The sequence below is a fragment of the Streptomyces sp. NPDC058239 genome (genome assembly GCF_042882185.1).
In the GTDB taxonomy this organism is placed as follows: domain Bacteria; phylum Actinomycetota; class Actinomycetes; order Streptomycetales; family Streptomycetaceae; genus Streptomyces.
This window is the reverse complement of record NZ_JBHVWS010000002.1, coordinates 44,736-64,885: the sequence shown is the minus strand read 5'-3', so window position 1 is coordinate 64,885 and position 20,150 is coordinate 44,736. Positions and strand designations below refer to the sequence as shown.

The following is a 20,150-nucleotide window of genomic DNA, read 5'->3' as shown; positions in this document are numbered from 1 at the left end:
CGCCGTTCACCCGGCGAATCGCCAGCGGTTTTCCGTTGATCTCATCGGAAAATCCGCTGACGCCACTGCCTACAGCCGCGGGTCGACCGGCTCCGACTCCAGGGCCAGCACCGCGAACACCGCCTCGTGGACCCGCCACAGCGGCTCCCCGTCGGCCAGCCGGTCCAGCGCTTCGAGCCCCAGCGCGTACTCCCGGAGCGCCAGCGACCGCTTGTGGCCGAGGAACCGGCCGCGCAGCCGCTCCAGGTTCTCCGGGCGGGTGTACTCGGGGCCGTAGATGATCCGGAGGTACTCCCGGCCGCGCACCTTGATGCCCGGCTGGACCAGCCGGCCCTTGCCGTCCCGTACGAACGCGGCGAGCGGCTTGACGACCATGCCTTCGCCGCCGCGGCCGGTCATCTCCAGCCACCAGTCGATGCCGGAGCGCACCGATGCCTCGTCACCGGTGTCGACGACGAGCCTGCGGGTGACCTGCAGCAGCCCGGTCGGATCGTGCTCGACCAGCCGGTCGAGCCAGGCCAGCTGCTCGTCGTGCGGTACGGAGGCCAGCGAGCGGCCCTGCACGGCGAGGATCTGGAACGGCGCGAGCCGCACCCCGTCCAGGCCCTGGGTGCTCCAGCAGTAGCGGCGGTAGGCCTCGGTGAACGCGGTCGCGTCCTCGGCCCGTCCCTGCTGGCGGTCCGCGAGCGCGCCCACGTCCACCCCACGGGCCACCGCTGCCGCGAGGGCCGCGTTGGCCTCCGGGAAAACCGCCCCGGATGCGGCACCGACCGCGGCATACTGCGAGCGCAGCAGCCCGGCCGCCTTGAGAGACCACGGCATCAGCTCGGCGTCGAGCAGCACCCAGTCGGTGTCCCACTCCTCCCAGAGTCCGGCGGCGGTGACGGCGGTGCGCAGCCTGCCGAGGATCACCTCGGTGAGTGCGACGTCGTCGAGGAACGGCCTTCCGGTGCGGGTGTAGAGAGCCCCGGTCGGACCTCCTTCACCGCCGGAAGCGTGGGTGGTTCCCCCTGCGCCGAACCTCTCACGGGCGGCGTTCGCGTCCCGGCAGACCAGCGCCACCGCACGCGAGCCCATGTGCTTCTCCTCGCACACGACCTCGGTGACACCATCCGCCCGGTACTGGGCGAAGGCCTCGGCCGGGTGCTCCAGATAACCGTCCTCGTGCGAGGTGGCGGTGGGCGCCATGGTCGGCGGGAGGTAGCCGAGCAGCCGCGGGTCGACGGCGAACCGGCTCATGACTTCGAGCGCCGCCGCGGCGTTCTCCTCGCGGACCGAGATGCGGCCCATGTGCCGGGTCTCCACGATCCGGCGGCCGTGCACATCGGCGAGATCCAGCGGCCTGCCCTCCCTGCCCCCGGGCGCCTCGGTGGTCAGCGGCTTGGCCGGCTGGTACCAGACCTTCTCGGCCGGCACGTCGACGAGCTCGCGCTCCGGCCAGCGCAGCGCGGTCATCTTCCCGCCGAAGACCGCACCGGTGTCCAGGCAGATGGTGTTGTTGACCCAGGAGGTGTTGGGCACCGGGGTGTGGCCGTAGACCACGGCGGCACGGCCGCGGTACTCCTCCGCCCACGGGTAGCGCACGGGCAGGCCGAACTCGTCGGTCTCACCGGTGGTGTCCCCGTACAGTGCGTGCGAGCGGACCCGTCCGGAGGTGCGCCCGTGGTACTTCTCGGGCAGTCCGGCGTGACAGACGACGAGCTTGCCCTCGTCGAGCACGTAATGGCTGACGAGCCCGTCGATGAACTCCCGCACCTGTTCGCGGAAGGCGGGGTCCTTCTCGTCCTCCCGGTCCAACTGCTCGATGGTCTCGGCGAGTCCATGGGTGTGCTGGACCTTGCGGCCCTTGAGGTAGCGGCCGAGCTTGTTCTCGTGGTTGCCCGGCACGCACAGGGCGTTGCCCGCCGACACCATGGACATGACGCGGCGCAGTACCCCGGGGCTGTCGGGGCCGCGGTCCACGAGGTCGCCGACGAAGACCGCCGTACGCCCTTCGGGGTGCGAGCCGCCGACGTAGCCGAGCTTGCCGAGCAGGGCCTCCAGCTCGGAACTGCAGCCGTGGATGTCGCCGATGATGTCGAAGGGTCCGGTGAGGTGGCGGAGGTCGTTGTAGCGGCGCTCCAGCACCACTTCGGCGTGCTCCGCCTCCTCTTCGGTGTGCAGAATGTGCACCTTGCGGAAGCCCTCGCGCTCCAGGCCGCGCAGCGAGCGGCGCAGTTCACGGCGGTGGCGCTGGATGACATGGCGCGGCATGTCGGCGCGGTCGGGGCGGGCCGCGTTGCGCGCGATGCAGACCTCTTCCGGCAGGTCGAGAACGATCGCGATGGGCAGCACGTCGTGGCTCCTGGCCAGCTGGACCAACTGCTTGCGGCTCTCGGACTGGACGCTGGTGGCGTCCACGACGGTCAGCCGCCCGGCGGCGAGCCGCTTGCCCACGATGTAGTGCAGGATGTCGAAGGCGTCACGGCTGGCGCTCTGGTCGTTCTCGTCGTCGGCGACCAGCCCGCGGCAGAAGTCCGAGGAGACGATCTCCGTGGGCTTGAAGTGCTTGCGGGCGAAGGTGGACTTGCCGGAACCGCTGGCTCCGATGAGCACCACGAGGGAGAGGTCGGTCACCGGCAACGTGCGCGAAGTACTGGTCATGCGACTTTCGCCTCCTTCTCGGTCTCGTTGGCGGTCTCGTGCCAGGACTCGTTCTTGCTCTCGTTCTTGCTCTCGTTCCTGGTCGTGGGTTCATCGGCCGCGGCCATCGTGAACACGGCCATCTGTGTGGGCGGCCCCACCTCGGGGTCGTCGGGCCCCACGGGGACGAAATCGACCCCGTATCCATGCCGCTGTGCCACCTCCTGGGCCCAGTCGCGGAACTCGGCCCTGGTCCACTCGAACCGGTGGTCGCCGTGGCGCACATGTCCGGCCGGAAGGGTCTCCCAGCGGACGTTGTACTCGACGTTCGGCGTCGTCACGAGCACGGTCCGCGGTCGGGCCGAACCGAACACGGCGTACTCCAGCGCGGGCAGCCTCGGCAGGTCGAGGTGCTCGATGACCTCGCTGAGCACAGCCGCGTCATACCCTTTGAGCCGCTTGTCGGTGTAGGTGAGCGAGCCCTGCTGAAGCGTGACCCGTCCCGCCTGCCGCTCCCCCATCCGGTCCAGCTTCAGCCGTCGTGAGGCAATGGTGAGGGCGCGCATCGAGACATCGACGCCGACGATCTCCGTGAAGCCCACGTCCTTGAGCAGTGCCTGCACCAACTGGCCCTGACCGCAGCCCAGGTCGAGGATCCGGCTCGCCCCGGCGGTGCGCAGCGCGTCGAGGATCGCGGTGCGCCGCTGCTCGGCGAGCGGCACCGGCTTCTCCTCGGTGTCGGTCGTCTCGTCCACCGCATTGTCGATGCTCTCGACGTCCAGGTCGTCCGACTCGGCAAGCCGCACCAGTTCGAGCCGCTGCATCGCCTGCCGGGTCAGCCCCCAGCGCCGGGACAGATAGCGGCTGGTGATCAGCTTCTGCTCGGGGTGGCCGGCCAGCCAGCCCTCACCGGCCCGCAACAGCTTGTCCACCTCGTCCGGTGCGACCCAGTAGTGCTTGGCGTCGTCGAGCACCGGCAGCAGGACGTACAGCTGCCGCAACGCGTCCGCCAGCCGCAACTCGCCTTCCAGCACCAGCCGTACGTACCGCGAGTCCCCCCACTCCGGGAACTGCTCGTCCAGAGGTACGGCCACGGCGTCCACGCTCTTCCAGCCGAGCGGCCCGAAGAGCTTGCGCACCAGTTCCGCGCCGCCGCGCGCCGGCAGTGCGGGCACCTCGATCCTCAGCGGAAGCGGCGCCTGTGCACGTTCGGGCAGCGCGCGGCACACACCGTTCAGCGCGGTCTTGAAGACAGTGCTCATCGCGACGGAGAGCAGCGAGGACGCCGCATACGGACGGTCGTTGACGTACTGCGCGAGCGCCGCATCGGGGGCGCCGCCCCGGCCCTTGCCCTTGCCGCGCCTCACCAGAGCCACGGGATCCACCTCCAGCAGGAGCGCCGCTGTGCAGCGCTCGGCGGATGCCTCGGGATAGAAGACATGCGCGGTGCCATGGGAAGTGGAGAACGTCTGCGCCTTCTCGGGATGCTTGTGCAGCAGAAAGCCGAGATCGGTCGCGGGACGTTCCGGGTTGCCGGTCGTGCTGATTGTCAGGAACACACGTCCGAGTATGGTCCGCTTCACTCGCCCCCCACCAGGTATTTTCATGTGTCTACGGCACTGTTGACCCTCCTTTCCCTTCACCTGCCGTCGCTGCGCCGAGCAGCCCGGCCAGCTCCGCGATGGTCTGCGGGCCGACCCGGCAGCAGCCGCCCACCAGCCGGGCACCGGCGTCCTGCCAGGCCCGTACCCTCCCCGGATCGAAGGTGGGGGCGCCGGCCCACTCCCGGCCGCCGGCATCCCACCGCTCACCGCTGTTCGGATAGACCACGACCGGTTTCCCGGTCACCTCCGCCGCCGCCCGCACCGCCCGGTCCGCGTCCGCCGGATCACAGCAGTTCACCCCGACTGCCAGCACAGAGTCATGCCCCGAGGCGAGGGCGAAGGCCGTCTCCAGCGACTGCCCCGCTCTGGTCCGGTCCCCCGCCACGCTGTACGAGAGCCAGACGGGCAGCCCGCATCCCTCGACCGCCCGCAGCAACGCCTCGGCCTCGTCGATGTCCGGCACCGTCTCCAGCGCCAGCACATCGGGCCCTGCGGCGGCCAGCGCCTCCACCCTCGGCCGGTGAAACCGCTCCAGCTCCCGGACGGAGAGGCCGTAGCGGCCCCGGTACTCGCTGCCGTCCGCCAGCATCGCCCCGTACGGGCCGACCGAGGCGGCGACCCAGATCTCCCGCTCCACCGCACCCGCGGCCCGCCGCGCCAGTCGCACACTGCGGGCGAACAGCTCCGCCGCCTGGGCCCGTCCGATCCCCCGCCCCTCGAATCCCTCGAAGGTCGCCTGGTAACTGGCCGTGATGAGAACCTGTGCACCCGCCCGCACATAGGCAGTGTGCGCGGCCTCGATCTGCCCCGGCCCGTCGGCCAGCAGCCGGGCCGACCACAGAGCGTCGGACATGTTGCAGCCCTGCGCCTCCAACTGGTTGGAGAGACCGCCGTCGAGCAGGACCGTCCCCTCCAAGAGGGCACTGTCGAGCGTGCGGGCGGGCGGACCGTCGACTGACCGGACGGGTTGCACGGGTGACTCCCTCATGAGCCGGGCCCGGACCTGGCTCGGGTGAGCGGCGACCGATCCCTGACCCGTGTGAGCCGGGATGGTTCCCGGTTCAGGTGAGCTGGGACTGGACCTGGGAGGAGATCAGCTCCAGGTGCTCCAGGTCGTCCAGATCCAGGACCTGGAGGTAGATCCGGGACGACCCGATCGCACCGTACCTGCCGATCTTGTCGACCACCTCGGCGGGTGAGCCCGCGAGTCCGTTCGCCTTCAGCTCCGCCACCTCGCGGCCGATGACGGAGGCACGCCGCGCCACCTCGGCGTCGTTCTTGCCGACGCAGACCACCAGGGCGTTGGAGTACACCAGGTCGTCCGGTCCGCGGCCGGCCGCCTTCGCCGCCTCCCTGACCCGGCCGAACTGCTTCTCACTGTCCTCCAGCGACGCGAAGGGAATATTGAATTCGTCCGCGTACTGGGCGGCCAGCCTCGGTGTGCGCGTCGCACCGTGACCGCCGATCAGAACCGGCACCTTGGCCTGCGCCGGCTTGGGCAGCGCGGGCGAATCGGTCAGCTGGTAGTACGTGCCGTCGAAGCTGAACGTCTTGCCGATCTCGGTCGCCCAGAGCCCGGTGACGATCTCCAGCTGCTCCTCCAGCCTCCCGAACTTCTCCTTGGGGAACGGAATGCCGTAGGCCTTGTGCTCCTCCTCGAACCAGCCTGCGCCGAGGCCGAGCTCGACGCGTCCGCCGGACATCCGGTCGACCTGCGCGACCTGAATGGCGAGCACACCGGGGAGCCGGAAGGTCCCCGCGGTCATCAGAGTGCCGAGCCGGATCCGCTTGGTCTCGCGCGCCAGCCCGGCCAGGGTGATCCACGCGTCGGTCGGGCCGGGCAGCCCGTCCCCCGGGCCCATGCGGAGGTAGTGGTCGGAGCGGTAGAAGGCGTCGAAGCCGAGGTCTTCGGCCGCCTTGGCGACGGTGAGCAGGGTGTCGTAGTCGGCCCCTTGCTGGGGCTCGGTGAAGATTCGAAGATCCATGCATCCATCCTGCACCTCCGGATGCCGGCCATTCCCCTCCTTCCCCCCTCCCACGTGCCGCTACTGCCGAAGCCGATTACGGTCACGGCCCTCCCGTACACCGTCCCGTCCCTCATCACTCTCTGAATCCTGCGTGGTCACAGCTGGCCCGCCGCCGAGCCCGCCGGTCCGCGGATCGCACCGTAAGGGCCGTCCCGCTCCCGGCCTCGCTCCAGATCCTGCTGCCGCTCCCGGTCCTGCTCGTCGAGACGCCGGAGCATTCCGTGCACCCGGTCCATGGACTCGTCGGCCGCGTCGATCGCCTCCATGCACTGCCAGTAGAGCCCCTGCTCGTCGGTCTCGCAGGCCACCCCGACCAGGGCCATCCCCACCTCTCCGAGTAGTGTGCCCAGCCCCGTCAGCGTCGCCCGCGGTTCGGCGAGCTCGGAGAGCTGCGCGGCCCGCGCCACTCCGGCCCGCGCCGCCGGGTGGTCCAGCGCCCCGCCGCTCCTTCCGCCGATCTCGCTGAGCCCGCGCGCCTCTCCCCGTAGCTCCTTGGGCCCGTCCGCCGCCAGCCTGCTGCCGATCGCCTGAGCGAGCGCCTGGGCCTGCCATGCCTCGGCAATGATGTCCGGCGTGCAGCGGCTCTGTGCCAGAGCACGCCGGCTGACTCCCACAAGCCGCTCCGCTTCCATGCGTTACCCCCGTCCGTACGAAAAGCCGCTCAACCCATCCATTACCCACAGTGAGGGCGTCGGTACCGAAAAGCTAGGGGAATTCGGAAATCTGTGGACACGAAGTCGACTGTGAATAAGTTGATCACTCCGAAGAGTGACGATCTGGGGACTCAGGGGTGTCCGGGCTCTCCGGTGCCGGGAATCGGGTCTCATTCCGGTCGATCTTCTCCGCCAGCGCCGTCAGTGCGTCGATCCCCAACACCTCGCAGAACTGCAGCAGATAAGCAAGAACATCCGCGACCTCGTCCGCCACCCGGTGCGCCGTCTCGGGTGCCTCCATCACCCGCGCCGACTGCTCCGGCGTCAACCACTGGAAGATTTCGACCAGTTCGGACGCCTCGACGCTCAGCGCCGTCGCCAGGTTCTTCGGGGTGTGGTACTGCTCCCAGTCCCGTGCAGCCGCGAACGCGGCGAGCCGTTGCTGCAGGGCACGTACATCAAGTTCTGTCACGGCTTCAGGTCTACCACCGTCACCCCGGCCGTCTCCCGGGCTCGCACCGCACCCCACTCCGTGACCGTCCCCACCAGCCTGAGGTGCCCGGCCGCCCCGATCGACACCGCCAGATCCAGCAGTCCGCGCAACTGCCGTCCGTCCAGGTCCCGGTCGAATCCGTCGGCCAGCACGGTGAGGGTCTGCATGGCCGACGGCACCTCTCCCGCGGCGTCCACCGCCAGCGCCCCGGAGCCGGTGACCAGCACCAGAGCGAGCGCGAGATACCTCAGCTCACCGTCGCCGAGCCGGCCGACCGGCGTCGCATGCCTCCCGCCGCGCCCGACGGTCGCGCGCAACAACCCGTCCGCGAGCCGCTCGACACCGAGTGCGGTCACCGGCCCCGCGCATCCTGCACGAGTCGCCGCGACCAGCCGGGCGTGGCGTTGGGTGCACTGCGTGCGCGTGCGCTCCAGCACCGCCGCGAGGTTGTCGCAGCCGCGGCGCAGCCGGCCGTCGCCCGCCGGTACGGGCGCACGCATCCGCGGCGGCTGCGGCTCACAGGCGAAGACCGACCGCAGGGCCACGACCATCTGTTCGGCGGCGGCAAGGACCTGTAACTGCCCCTCGGTCCTGCCCGCCACCCGCAGCGGCAGCAGGGCCGTTCCGAGGCGGTCGTCCGGCAGCGGCGCACGCGTCACCTGGACCACGCCCGCGGTGTGCCAGGCCGCCTGGACCGTCGAGCGCCCCGGGTCACGCAATGCGGTGGTGAGCAGGGTCTCGCCACCGCCGGTGAGCCGTTCCCCGACGATACGGAGGGTGGGCTCCGCCTGGACCGCCACGTCGAGCCGTACCGGTCCTGCCGGACCGTCCGTCGTGCAGCCGATCCGAAATCCGCGGCGGCCCTGCGCATCGGCCACGGCGCCTTCCGGCACGTACCCCGCCGGATCCGGGAAGACCTCGTCGAGCGGGTCTCCGCCGCCCAGCCGCGCCAGCGCCTCGTACGCCCGCAAGGCACTCGACTTGCCGCTGCCGCCGGGTCCGGCGAAGAGCGTGACCGGGCCGATGGGAAAATTGGCACCCCGATGCGAGGCGAAGGCGGACAACCGCAGTTCGGTGACGACAGGTCCGGCGGAGCGGACAGAACCGCCGGAACGCCACACGGCTTCCGGGCGGGCCGACGTATCCGTGGCGGTGAAGCCATCACCGAACGCGGACATGCCGTCAGCTGCGGGAGCTTCACCGAACACGGATGTACGGGCGGACGGTGGCGGGGTGGTCCCCGGGCGGAGTGCACTCATGGGCGGACCGTACGCAGACCGTTGAGCGGCGAACCGTTCCGCCTGAACGACCTTCCTACGATCGGGCTACGCCTGCCGCGGCAACCCCGCCCCGGACGGCATTCCCACGACCGAAGGACATCCACCGCCGCGCCCACCCTGCCGACACCCGCCCGGCAGCCTTCCTAAGACCCGGGTACGCCTGCCGCCGTAACCCCCTCGACCTCCATACCGAGCGGCGACAGCAGGAAGACATTCCGGTCGACCCGGTGCATTCCGCTGCCCAGACCGAAGACCACCCCACTGGTGAAGTCCAGGATGCGCTTGGCCACATCCGTCTCCGCGCTGGTCAGATCGAGCAGCACCGGGATCTGTGCGACCAGGTACTCCGCCACCTCCCGCGCGTCCGCGAAGACCTGGACCCGCAGCACGACGAGGCGCCGCTGTTCGGCTGCCGCTCTCTCGTCGGGGACCGTACGGTGATCGACCCTGGACGGCCACTCGTCGCGGCCGCGCAGAGGTACGACCTGGGCAAGCCCCTCCCACTGCTCGTCCGTGACGTCGTACCTGTCGTACCTGCTCACCGGACCACCCCGTCTGTGCTTCGGTCGGCGTCGCGCCCGCTGCGCTCGCTGTTCATCGGGCAATTCTCTCGCCCCTCACCCGTTCGGCGTACCACCGACACGGTTCACGGGCTGATCGACACCGCTGACGGCCCGTCCGATGCACCCTCGGCCGCGTCGTGCCGGTCCGTTTCCGTAGTCATGTCGACGGGCGTGAAACGTACCGGAAGCCGCGCCAGAGCACGGTGGAACGGTCCCGGCCGCCACCTCAGTCCGCTGACCGGAACGTCCAGTTCTGCGTCGCACAGCTGACTGGTGAGCTGCTCGATCGCGGTCATGGCGATGAGCAGTGCCGGCTGCTTCGCCGGGCACCGGTGCGGACCTGCCGACCAGGCCAGATGGGCACTGGCTCCGGAGCGGACCCCGGGGTCCGAAAGGTCGGGCACGGACTGGGTGTTGGCGGCCGCGTAGGAGACGAGGAGCAGTTGTCCGGCGCGCAGTCGGACGCCGTGGAACTCCGTGTCGTGGCGCGGGTAGTGGGCCGCGAAATTGGCCAGCGGCGGGTCCTGCCAGAGGACCTCGTCGATCGCCTCGTGTGCCGTCATCGCGCCGCCGTGCAGCGAGCCGGCGTAGCGCGCGTCGGTGAGCATGTGCAGCAGCGCGTTGCCGATCAGATTGGTCGTCGGATCGTGGCCCGCGCTCATGATCAGAGTGATCTGACGCACAGTCTCGTCGTCGTCCAGATTAGCCGGATGGGCGAGGAGGTACGAAGTGAGGTCGCGGCGGGGCCGGGCGCGCCGGTCGGCGACCAGATCGGTGACGATCTCGACGAGGTCGGCGTACGCGGCGGCGGCGCCCTCGGCGGAGTTGAACATGCCGGCGATGCCGTTGACGATGCGTTCGCTGTCGCCCGGCGGTACGCCGAACCAGGTGACGAAGACGTGCACCGGAAGTCGTCGGGCGTACTGGGCGATCAGGTCGCCGCTGCCGGTGGTGGCGAATTCGCCGATGAGCATCTGGGCGACCCGGGCGACCTCGGCCCGCAGGACGTGCGGCTCGATCAGGGCGAGGCTGTCGTTGATGGCGTCGCGGTAACGGGCGTGTACGTCGCCGTCGCTGAAGAGCGCGGTGGGCCGGTAGCCGAGCATGGGCAGGACCGGCGAGTCGTCGGGGACCGTGGCCTGCCAGGCGCGCGGGTCCTTGGTGAAGGTGTGGGTGTCGCGCAGCAGGTCGACGGCGGCCTGGTAGTCCGTGACCAGCAGGGCGTCGATGCCGGGCGCGAGCCGGACGGGGGCCAGGGGGCCGTGTTCACGCAGGCGCCGGTAGTGGCTCTGCGGGTCGGTGGCGAAGTCCGGGCCGTACAGCGCGAGGGGCTGCGGCGGCTGTACGGGCGGTGTCATGAAGGGTCCTCGGGCCGGGGCATTCGGGTCAGCACATGCTCGGCGAGCGTGATCAGTGCGTCGATGCTGCCGCGGCGTTCGCGGGCGTCGCACTGGACCAGCGGGGTCTCGGGGGCGAGGTCGAGGTGTTTGCGCAGGACCTCGTCGGTGTGGACGGGGGCGTCGGGGAAACGGTTGACGGCGATGGCGTACGGCAGTCCCTCCTCCTCGACCATGTCCATGACCGCGAAGGAGTCGGCGAGCCTGCGGGTGTCGACCAGGACGAGTGCGCCGAGCGCACCGCGTGCGATGTCCTCCCAGAGTGGGAGGAACCGCTGCTGGCCCGGCGTGCCGAACATGTAGAGCACCAGGTCGTCGAGGACGGTGAGCCGGCCGAAGTCGATGGCGACGGTGGTCGTGGTCTTGTCCGGCAGGCCTGCGGTGTCGTCGAGCCGGGTGCTGGACTGGGTCATCACCTCTTCGGTGTGGAGTGTGGCGATCTCCGACAGCGTACGGATCAGGGTGGTTTTGCCCACGCCGAAGGGCCCCGTGACGACGAGCTTCATCAGGGTCCGGGCGGCAGGCGGCAGATAGCCGATGCCGGTCCGGTCAGTGGAGGGAGCGGAGTCCAACGAGCAGCCTCTCGACGAGCGACCGGTCGATCTCCCCGGCGCTGGGGATGGGCGGTCGGGTGTGCAGATGTCCGGCGGCCGCGAGGTCCGTGGCCAGGAAGACGGTGGCGCTGACCGGCAGATCCAGGTGGGCCGCGGATTCGACGACGGTGAGCGCGCCCGGTTCGAGCAGCTCGCACAGCCTGCGCTGTTCCGATCCGGTGTCCGGGGGCAGGTCCGTGTCGGTGCGTACGAGCACGGCGAGCCGGTCGAGCGCGGGACCGGCGGGCCGGGTCCGGCCGCCGGTGACCAGATAGGCGGGGATCAGACGGCGTCCGGGGCCGGCGGTCATGGCCGGGCGGCGGTGTCCGGTTGGCGGGCGGGCGCGTTCATCGCCCGGGTGAGGGCGGTGACCTGCACCTGCATCTGGTAGGCGATGTCCCCGAGTTTGGCTCCGGGTTCCGCGAACAGGGCGAGTGTGGTGTTGTTCCCGGCCGGTACGACGATGGCGAAGCCCTGGTCGGACTCGACAACCGTCTGGGCCAGGCGCGGCGCCTCGACGTCGGTGAAGGCCGTGGTGAACGCGCGGGCCGCGGCGTGCAGCGTGGCGGTCATGGCGGCGACCCGCTCGCCGGACGCCCGGTCCAGGCCGGGTGAGGCCCCCTCGACGAGGCCGTCGCCGGTGGCGACCACGGCGTGCTGGACTCCGGGCAGCTCCAGCAGGGGCGTCAGCACCCATGCGAGGTCACCGGTGGTGGGGGTGGGGGCGCTCACTTCTCGTCGTCTCCTTGGTCGTCCTGGTCGTCGTGGTCGTCCGGGTGGTGATCGTCCGCTGCCGGTGCGGACGACCGCCCGGCGACGCTCCTGCCGTTGAGGGTGCCCTGTTGGAGTGCCGCCCAGGAAGCCTCGGCCTGCTCGGGTGTACGGGACACCTGTTCCCGGTCCCGGGTGAGGGCGGCGGATGCGGACCGGGCCGGAGCCGGTCGTGGTGAACGTCGGCGCCGGCTGGGCAGCTCGGCAGGGTGCCCGTCGCCGGCTTGCGGCGCCGGTGCGGGTTCCGGCTCGGCGGGCGCGGAGACCGAAGAAGTGGCGTGCGCCTGCATCGGCTTCGGGGCGAGGGCGGAGAGGCTGCGGTCGTCCTCCATCACGGTGAGCAGATGGGCGGGGACGCGCAGGATCGTACGCATTCCGCCGAACGGCGATGCCTCGATGTGGCAGTTGAAGCCGTACTGCACGACGAGCCGGCCGACGACGGCGAAACCGGTCTGCGGTGGGTCGCCCAGCTCGGTCAGGAGCACTTCGGACGGACCCGCCAGCAGGGCGCGGGCCCGGTCGAGCGCATCGTCGTCCATGCCGATGCCCGCGTCGTCCACGACCAGGAACGCACCACGGCCGCCGCTCTGCTGGACGGTCACCTGTACATCGGTGTCGGGGTGCGAGTAGGCCGTGGCATTGGCCAGCAATTCGGCGAGCGCGATCACGAGGGGTTCGGCGGCGCGGGCGACGAGCGCGAGTCGTTCGTCACGCAGATGGTTGGCGACCTTGATCCGCTCATAGCCGGCGACCCGGGACTGGGCGCCGAGCACGATCTCGACGAGCGGCGAGTTCTGGCGGGCGAGCCCCGGCCAGGCGTCGCAGAGCACGGCGGTGGACTGGGTGCGCCGCAAGGCCAGTTCGTTACGGAAGTCCAGCTGCAGGATCCGTGGGTCGTCGTACTCGTGCTGGAGCTCGTGCAGCAGTTGCTGGGACTGGTTGAGCAGGGACTGGATCTTGGCCGAGGTGCCGCGCATCGCCGCCCGGGCGGCCGCGTCCACGCGCCCGCGCTCCTCGACGACCGCCGTGCGAGCGGCCTGTACGGCCTCGGTGAGCAGCCGGGCGGAGTCGCCGTCGACCTCGGCCGCCTCCCGCAGTCCGGGGACCTGGGCGGTGGGGTGGGAGAGGGCGAGCGCCGCGGCCGGTATCCGCTTGCGGGCCAGCTGCCGGATCTCGTCGGTGAGGGCGGCGGTCCGGGCATCGGCGGCCTTCGACTGCCGTTCGGCCAGCTCGGCGCGGGCCAGGGCCAGGTGCTCCGAGCGCGCCGCGTTCTGTGCGCGGACAGCCGCCGCCACGGCGGCAGCGACGGCGATCACCGCCACGATCCATCCCATGCCGTCACCGCATTTCTGTCATCGGATCGGTCTTCCGGCCGAAGCGGCGGCGGAAGCTCCGCTCATTTCTCCGCCGGGCCTGCTTACTTCTGCGCCGGGCCCGCCGACTCACGGGCCTGCTCCACTTCTTGAGCGACCACGGCGACATCGGTCATCACCTGAAGCACTCCGGGCAGTTCGGAGCCGTCGAGCTGCCGGTACTCGCTTCCGATGGTCACCACCAGCCGCTCGGGGAGGCCGAGCTCCGGGTAGCGCCCCTCGGCGATGACCCGGCGGGCTGCCTCAAGGGCGGGAATCCCGGCTGTGTGAAAGGCGTGGGCGCGCTCGCGCACATACTCCAGATACACGATGTGATCGCGCACCCCGGCGGGGTCGAGGACCGGTCCGTGCCCCGGGACGACGATCTCGGCGCCGGTGGCCAGCACCCGCTCGCAGGCCGCGATCACATTGCTCAGCGGACCCGCCCAGTGCACCGGGTGATCGCCCGGCCGAGCGGGGGTGGAGGAGAAGATGATGTCCCCGCTGAACACGGCACGCTGCGCGGGCAGATGGACCATCAGATCGCCGGTGGTGTGCGCGGACGGCAGGGCGGAGAGCTGGACCGGGTACTCCCCCAGGGTCAGTTCGAGCTCCCCGGTGAAGTAAGTCGTCGGTTGCACCGGCTCGGTCTGCGACCAGTCGAAGGGGCCGAAGTGACGTCCGAGGTAGGCCCCGAGCGCGGTGGCCGGATCGCCGGTGGCGACGAGCGCGTGCTGCTGCTTGGGCGTGGGCTCGTAATGGATGTGTTCGCGAGCCTCTCGGGTCGCGATGATCTCCGCGTCCGGGAGTACGCCCGCTCCCCAGAAGTGGTCGCCGTTCGCGTGGGTGACGATCACCCGGTCGATGGAGACACCGTCGGGCAGCCGCTTCGTGGACTCGGCCAGGAACTGGCCGGCCAGCACGGCGTCGTACGGGGTGTCGATCCAGAGCGCGCCACGGGGCGTGACGAGGAGACCGCAGTTCGCCAGCCCCCAGCCCCGTTTCGGCGGGAGCCATGCGTACAGGCCCTGCCCCAGGTCAACGACGTCTCCACCCGTGATCGACATGGACGCGATTATGCCGACCACGATCCAGCCATGCGTTCGAACTCGGCCACCACGAGATCCCATTGGCGCAAAATAGCCGCTCACGCTCTTTGGCGCCGGAGGCTCGGTGACCCTACGAGACCGGCACCCCGCACCCTCTTACGACATCTTCCGGATAATTGCTCACAATTCACCCGACGGTGTCACGCATCGCGGCGGCTACCCATCGAGCCGTCGCCAAACCGGAAAGAGCCGACTACCCACCGAGCATGGCTGAAAACACCTGTACCAAAACCTTCGGTGACGGCGCCGGAAGCGCTGCCACCGAAGGTCGTCGGAACACCTCGTGCCGGTTCCTAGCGAACCTGACCACGTTCGAAGTACGCGATCAGCTCCGGGTCGAGGGCCGGTACGTCGTACGGTGCACCGCCCTCGCGCAGGGAACGGGTCGCGAGCACACCGGCGGCAACGCTCATCCGGGCGGCGACCGGCGAGGTGTCGGTGACGCCCCCGTCACGCACGAACCGGCAGAACTCCTCCATGATCCGGGTGTCCCCGCCGCCGTGCGAACCGCCGGCGTCGGGCACCCGGTAGGTGATGTCGGCGTCGCCGCGGTATCCACTGGGGCCGGTGTTCCAGACCTTGACCTCGTCACCGGGGCTGTCACCGAAGTTCTCCAGACGGCCCTCGGTGCCGATGACGGTGTAGTTCCGCCAGTAGTCCGGGGTGAAGTGGCACTGCTGGTAGGCGGCCACGACGCCGTTGTCGAGCTGCATGTTCATCACCGAGACGTCCTCGACGTCCACGATGTGGTGCAGGTCCTTGCGGGCCGTCGGCGGCCAGTCGAACTCGCGCAGCCAGTTCGCCGGGCGCGGGGTGTCCGGCTCGCGGCGCGGCAGGTCGCCGTAGACGAGGAGGTCGCCTAGCGCGTTGACACGGCGGGTGTAGCCGCCGGCCAGCCAGTGCAGGACGTCGATGTCGTGGGCGGCCTTCTGGAGCAGCAGGCCGGTGGTACGGGTCCGGTCGGCGTGCCAGTCCTTGAAGTAGTAGTCACCGCCGTAGCCGACGAAGTGCCGCACCCACACGGCCTTGGGCTCGCCGATGTCGCCGCGGGCGATGATGTCGCGCATCAGACGCACGACACCCATGTGGCGCATGTTGTGTCCGACGTACAGCCGGGTCCCGGTCTCGTGAGCGACACGCAGGACGTTGTCGCAGCTCTCGACGGTGATGCCGAGCGGCTTCTCCACGAAGACGGCCTTGCCGGCCCGGAGCGCATCGATGGCGATGGTCTCGTGGGTGTCGTCCGGCGTGGCGATGATGATCGCGTCGAGGTCGTCCCGGCCGAGGAGCAGCTTGTAGTCCTCGACCGCGACATCGGTGCCGAAGCGCTCGGCCTCACGCTGCCGCACCTCGGGATCGAGGTCGCAGACTGCGGTGATCGCCGAACCCTGTCCGGGGTGGTGGGCGGACATCGCGATGGAACGGCGCAGGCCGAGCCCGATGACGCCGAGTCGCAGGTCTGACACGGTGGTCCCTTCTGTCTGTACTGGTGGTGCGGGCGTGTCCGTGCTGGTGGTGCGGACGGAGGCTACTTACCGGCGAGCGATGCCTCGTACTCGGCGCGCATCTTGTCGCCGCCGCCGGAGCGCCACTTGCGCAGCTCCTCCTTGTAGGCGGAGATCGGCTTGCGGCCCGCGACGATGTCCTTCTGGACGTCGCTCATGGCCGTGGTGAGAGATGCATATTTGCGGGTGTATGTGTCGGAGAAATGACCGCTGGCCGGGTTCGTCTGGCTGATCTTGAGAAGTTCCTGCTGCCAGCCGTAGATCTTGCCGGCCAGTTCTGCCTTGCCCGGCAGGTAGATGTACTCGGGCCCGGCGGCCAGGAAGGCCAGCGGCATGGCGGTGGTGACTGCCTCGGCGTTCCCCTTGGCCGTGAGCTCGACATCACCGTTCGACGCGCGGGTGAAGTGCTTGCCCTCGATGCCGTTGTCGAGGAAGAGCCGCTCCTCGGTGCCGAATGGAGCCGCCAGGTAGTCCAGCACGCCCAGCAGCATCTTGACCCGCTTGTCGTCGGCCTTCTTGCTGATGGCGGTGTAGCCGACGGAGCCGTAGCCCATGGTGTACCGCGGGTTCGCGCCGGGCTTGGCGGCGAACGGCACGACGACGCCGAACGGGAAGTCGTAGTTCTTGACGTCCACCAGGAAGCTGGGGAAGGACTGCACATAGGCGCCCAGCGAGCCCTGCGCCATCTTCTCCATGGTGGTGGAGAGGTTGGGGTCGGGCCAGAAGAGACCGGCCTTGGCCACCTTGACGCCGAACGCCAGGGCCTCCTGGTACTCATCGGTCTCGTACATATGGGTGAGCTTGCCACCCTCCAGCCGCCAGCTGCTGGGGGCGCCGAACCACTGGCCGAACATGCCGACGTGGTTCACGTACGCCGGCTCCAGGACGTACTTGTTGCGCTTGGCGTCAAGGAGCTCCTTGCCCTTGGCGAGGAAGTCCTCGGCGCTGGTGAACTCGGCGCCGCCGACCGGCTTCCAGAAGTCCTGGTTGACGACGTAGACCTGGCCCATGGAGCCGTAGGCGACGGTGACGCCGCGGATCTTGCCATTGATCACGGCGGTCTTCCACGCGGTGGTCGGCAGGTTCGCCAGGTTGGGGTACTGCTTGACCGCGTCGCCGGACAGGTGCGGCGTGAGGTCGTGGAACTTGGCGTCCAGCAGCTCGGGCACCCGCTGGATGCCCTGGTTCGGGGGGAACCAGACCAGGTCGGGGATGTCACCGCTGGCCATCATGGCGTTGAACTTGGTGAGGTAGGCGTCGACGCCCTGGTCGACGACGATCGTCATGTCGAACTGCGCCCCGAGACGCTTGTTCAGCTCCTGCCAGTAGGCGTTCTTGGCCTGCGGCGGTGCGGGGGTGGTGAACGTCTCGGTGAGGGCCGTGATGCGGCTGCCGTCGCCGGGCACCTTGGCCACGGACTTGGTCAGCTTCTTCGGGTAGCGCAGATATGTGGCGTCCAGTCCGGCCGCATTGCCCGCGAGGTCCGCGGGGGCGGTCTGCGCGGCGACGTACGTCGGGAGCTTCAGCTTGGCGGACGCCTTGGCTCCGCCCTTGCTGATGGTGGCGCCGCTGCCGCACGCGGTCAGGGACGTCATTCCGGCCACGGTCAGGCCGGCGATTCCGGCCGCGCCCATGAAACCGCGCCTGGACAAGTTGGTGGACATGGATGCTCCTTGAAGTTTGTGAAGTGCGTGGGGCGGTGTCCGGGCGGGCGGATCAGCCCTTGATCGCCCCGGTGAGGACGCCCTTGACGAAGAACTTCTGCAGGAAGGGATAGACACAGAAGATGGGCACGATGGCGATGATCAGCACGGCCATCTGCAAGGAGGTCGCGGGCGGCACCGCGTGAACGCCCATGGCCTGCGCGTTGATGCTCTGGCCGTTGAGGACGTAGCTGCGCAGGATCACCTGAATGGGGAACTTGCTGGAGTCGTTGAGGTAGAGCACCGCGTTGAAGAAGCTGTTCCAGTAGCCGACCGCGTAGAAGAGGCCGACCACGGCGAGGACCGCCTTGGAGAGCGGGAGGACGATGCGGAAGAGGACGGTCACCTCACCCGCGCCGTCGATCCGCGCGGCGTCGTACAGCTCCTCGGGAATGCTCTGGAAGAACGAACGCACGACCACGATGTTGAACGCGTTGAGCAGTACGGGAAGGATCAGCGCGGCGTAGGTGTCGAGCATCTTGAACTGCTGGACGGCCAGGTACGTGGGGATGATGCCCGGGGCGAAGAGGAAGGTGCCCAGTACCAGCAGCAGGATCGGCTTGCCGAGAACGGTGCCCGGCCGCGAGGTGCCGTACGCGATCATCACCGTGCACGCCAGGCTCAACGCGGTGCCGATCAGCGTGATGAAGATGGAGACCACGGCCGCCTGGGTGACGACTCCGCCGGAGAGGATGACCCGGTATGCCTCCAGCGTCGGGTGCTTGGGCAGCAGGACGTAGCCGCCGTTGGCGTTGAGCTCCTCGCGTCCGGCGAGGCTGGTGCCGATGGCGAGGACGAACGGGTAGAGCACGATCACTGTCAGGACGACCAGGGCGGCTGCCTTCGCACCCTGCCCGTACCAGTGCGGGCGCTCCATCCACGGTGGGCGGCCGGTCGAGGCGCGGCGGCGCTCGCCGCCACGGGGGCCGAACCGGGCGGTTCGCAACCGTGACGCAAGGGTCTGCTGACTCATCGGTACACTCCCTGCTCACCGAAGCGGTGGGCCAGCTTGTTTGCGGCGAGGATGAGGGCGAAACCGATGACGCCCTTCATGAGACCCGCGGCCGTGCTCATCCCCCAGTCGCCATCGATGACGCCGTGGAAGTAGACGTAGGTGTCCATGACTTCGGAGGCGTCCGGGCCGACGGCGTCACGCTGCAGAATGATCTGCTCGAAGCCGACCGAGAGGATGTCGCCGAGCCGGAGGATCAGCAGCATGAGGATCACCGGCCGGATGCCCGGCAGGGTGATGTGCCAGATCCTGCGGAGCCAGCCGGCTCCGTCCATGGCTGCGGACTCGTACTGGGCCATGTCGATCGAGGCGATGGACGCCAGGAAGATGATCGTCCCCCAGCCGCAGTCCTTCCAGATGGCCTGGGCGGTGATCAGCAGCTTGAAGGTGCCGGGGTCCGTCATCACGTTGCCGATGCTGACCCCGTGCTCCATCAGGAGCGTGGTGACCGAACCCGCACCGCCGAGCACCTGCTTGAACATCGCGACCACGACAACCCAGGACAGGAAGTGCGGGAGGTACACGACGGTCTGGATGAACCGCTTGATCTTCTCGCTGATGAGCGAGTTGAGCAGCAGCGCCAGGGCGATCGGTGCGGGGAAATAGAGCAGCAGCTGGATCGCGGTGATCTGCAGGGTGTTGGAGACCGCGCTCCAGAAGTCCGGTTCGGCGAGCAGCGCGGTGAAGTTCGCGAGGCCGACGAACGGGCTCTGCTTGAAGCCCAGGAACGGCTGGTAGTCCTGGAAGGCGATGACGTTGCCTGCGAGCGGCAGGTAGAAGAAGAGCGCGAAGTACAGAACACCCGGCAGGCAGAACAGCAGAAGTGCCCTGTCCCGCTTGAGGCGGTGGCGGAGCGGCTGCTTTGTTCGTACGTCTTTGCGCTTCTTCCCGGCGGAGCGATCCGCGTCGTCGGGATCACGGGGCTGCGGCACAGGCGACCGCACGGCCGAGACCGGCGCATCTGCCATCGTCACAGGCACCTCCAGGGCTGATGGAGCAAGGGAGTGTCCCGCATCCACGGAGGCGGCCCGCACCACCGTGGATGCGGCCGGCGCTCCTTCGCGGCGACAGGCACATAGTTCACGACTGTGCGCCCCGATGGCAAGACTTGTTCATTTCGCAGAGGTAACGAACATCTATTGACACAGAAAAAGTTTCTACGTGGACCCCATGAGCACCCCTCGGTGTTGCCGGAGACCCGAAAAGGGCACAGAAGTGGCACGGAAGCAGCACGAAGAGACCGTCAGGGAGTCGCGTCTGCAAGCCCCGCAGCGGTGGCGCATGCCCGATCATGCATGATCTTGCGTTCAAGATCGCTTCTGACGACATCCTCAAGCACGCCGCGCATACGCCCTTCTGCGTGGCCGCACCCTGTTCCGGCCACGCAGAAACGGAAACGGCGGGTGGCCCCCCCCCGGGTGGGGACCCCCCCTTAGGGAGAAAGGGTGAGACCGCCGGGAACGTGA

General features: G+C 69.2%; 18 protein-coding genes. All 18 read right to left on the bottom strand.

From position 1 onward, the window contains the following. Window positions 1-69: 69 nt before the first annotated feature. Window positions 70-2,643, bottom strand: coding sequence for a polynucleotide kinase-phosphatase (locus ACFVYE_RS02865; protein ID WP_383963131.1), 2,574 nt, complete (start codon window positions 2,641-2,643; stop codon window positions 70-72). Beyond that, the gene (locus ACFVYE_RS02860) at window positions 2,640-4,181 is read right to left on the bottom strand and encodes a 3' terminal RNA ribose 2'-O-methyltransferase Hen1 (protein WP_383963129.1); all 1,542 of its coding nucleotides are present in this window, start codon (window positions 4,179-4,181) and stop codon (window positions 2,640-2,642) included. Before ACFVYE_RS02860 ends, ACFVYE_RS02865 begins: the two co-directional genes overlap by 4 nt. Window positions 4,182-4,233: 52 nt before the next feature. Beyond that, entirely contained in the window at window positions 4,234-5,199 is a 966-nt protein-coding gene (gene mmuM / locus ACFVYE_RS02855) for a homocysteine S-methyltransferase (RefSeq protein ID WP_383963126.1), read from the bottom strand. An 88-nt stretch (window positions 5,200-5,287) separates the two neighbouring features. After that, the gene (locus ACFVYE_RS02850; RefSeq protein WP_383963124.1) at window positions 5,288-6,211 is read right to left on the bottom strand and encodes an LLM class F420-dependent oxidoreductase; all 924 of its coding nucleotides are present in this window, start codon (window positions 6,209-6,211) and stop codon (window positions 5,288-5,290) included. A 137-nt stretch (window positions 6,212-6,348) separates the two neighbouring features. Continuing rightward, a complete protein-coding gene (locus ACFVYE_RS02845) occupies window positions 6,349-6,885 on the bottom strand; it encodes a DUF6099 family protein (protein WP_383963121.1) in 537 nt (178 codons plus the stop codon). A 124-nt stretch (window positions 6,886-7,009) separates the two neighbouring features. Continuing rightward, window positions 7,010-7,378 (bottom strand): nucleotide pyrophosphohydrolase, encoded by a 369-nt coding sequence (locus ACFVYE_RS02840; RefSeq protein WP_383963119.1) that lies wholly within the window; start codon window positions 7,376-7,378, stop codon window positions 7,010-7,012. Beyond that, window positions 7,375-8,658: an ATP-binding protein gene (locus ACFVYE_RS02835; RefSeq protein ID WP_383963116.1), complete on the bottom strand. Its 1,284-nt coding sequence runs from the start codon at window positions 8,656-8,658 to the stop codon at window positions 7,375-7,377. The genes ACFVYE_RS02840 and ACFVYE_RS02835 overlap by 4 nt, the downstream gene beginning before the upstream one ends. A gap of 164 nt (window positions 8,659-8,822) precedes the next feature. Beyond that, window positions 8,823-9,221, bottom strand: coding sequence for a cell division protein SepF (locus tag ACFVYE_RS02830; protein ID WP_383963114.1), 399 nt, complete (start codon window positions 9,219-9,221; stop codon window positions 8,823-8,825). A gap of 104 nt (window positions 9,222-9,325) precedes the next feature. After that, the gene (locus ACFVYE_RS02825; RefSeq protein WP_389603762.1) at window positions 9,326-10,600 is read right to left on the bottom strand and encodes a cytochrome P450; all 1,275 of its coding nucleotides are present in this window, start codon (window positions 10,598-10,600) and stop codon (window positions 9,326-9,328) included. Then, the gene (locus ACFVYE_RS02820) at window positions 10,597-11,211 is read right to left on the bottom strand and encodes an ATP/GTP-binding protein (protein WP_389603760.1); all 615 of its coding nucleotides are present in this window, start codon (window positions 11,209-11,211) and stop codon (window positions 10,597-10,599) included. Before ACFVYE_RS02820 ends, ACFVYE_RS02825 begins: the two co-directional genes overlap by 4 nt. After that, window positions 11,189-11,542 carry a DUF742 domain-containing protein gene (locus ACFVYE_RS02815; RefSeq protein WP_383963107.1) on the bottom strand — a complete coding sequence of 118 codons (354 nt, stop codon included), beginning with the start codon at window positions 11,540-11,542 and terminating at the stop codon, window positions 11,189-11,191. Before ACFVYE_RS02815 ends, ACFVYE_RS02820 begins: the two co-directional genes overlap by 23 nt. Continuing rightward, on the bottom strand, window positions 11,539-11,964 hold the full coding sequence (locus tag ACFVYE_RS02810; RefSeq protein WP_114247178.1) for a roadblock/LC7 domain-containing protein: 426 nt from the start codon (window positions 11,962-11,964) through the stop codon (window positions 11,539-11,541). Before ACFVYE_RS02810 ends, ACFVYE_RS02815 begins: the two co-directional genes overlap by 4 nt. Then, window positions 11,961-13,337, bottom strand: coding sequence for an ATP-binding protein (locus ACFVYE_RS02805; RefSeq protein WP_389603757.1), 1,377 nt, complete (start codon window positions 13,335-13,337; stop codon window positions 11,961-11,963). Before ACFVYE_RS02805 ends, ACFVYE_RS02810 begins: the two co-directional genes overlap by 4 nt. 83 nt (window positions 13,338-13,420) lie before the next feature. After that, a complete protein-coding gene (locus tag ACFVYE_RS02800; RefSeq protein WP_383963102.1) occupies window positions 13,421-14,422 on the bottom strand; it encodes an MBL fold metallo-hydrolase in 1,002 nt (333 codons plus the stop codon). Between the two features lie 335 nt (window positions 14,423-14,757). Next, a complete protein-coding gene (locus ACFVYE_RS02795; RefSeq protein WP_382906250.1) occupies window positions 14,758-15,930 on the bottom strand; it encodes a Gfo/Idh/MocA family protein in 1,173 nt (390 codons plus the stop codon). Window positions 15,931-15,992: 62 nt separating this feature from the next. Next, the gene (locus tag ACFVYE_RS02790; protein WP_389603755.1) at window positions 15,993-17,633 is read right to left on the bottom strand and encodes a hypothetical protein; all 1,641 of its coding nucleotides are present in this window, start codon (window positions 17,631-17,633) and stop codon (window positions 15,993-15,995) included. A 52-nt stretch (window positions 17,634-17,685) separates the two neighbouring features. Next, on the bottom strand, window positions 17,686-18,645 hold the full coding sequence (locus ACFVYE_RS02785; RefSeq protein ID WP_383963096.1) for a carbohydrate ABC transporter permease: 960 nt from the start codon (window positions 18,643-18,645) through the stop codon (window positions 17,686-17,688). After that, window positions 18,642-19,616 carry an ABC transporter permease gene (locus ACFVYE_RS02780; RefSeq protein WP_389604127.1) on the bottom strand — a complete coding sequence of 325 codons (975 nt, stop codon included), beginning with the start codon at window positions 19,614-19,616 and terminating at the stop codon, window positions 18,642-18,644. The genes ACFVYE_RS02785 and ACFVYE_RS02780 overlap by 4 nt, the downstream gene beginning before the upstream one ends. Window positions 19,617-20,150 lie beyond the last annotated feature (534 nt).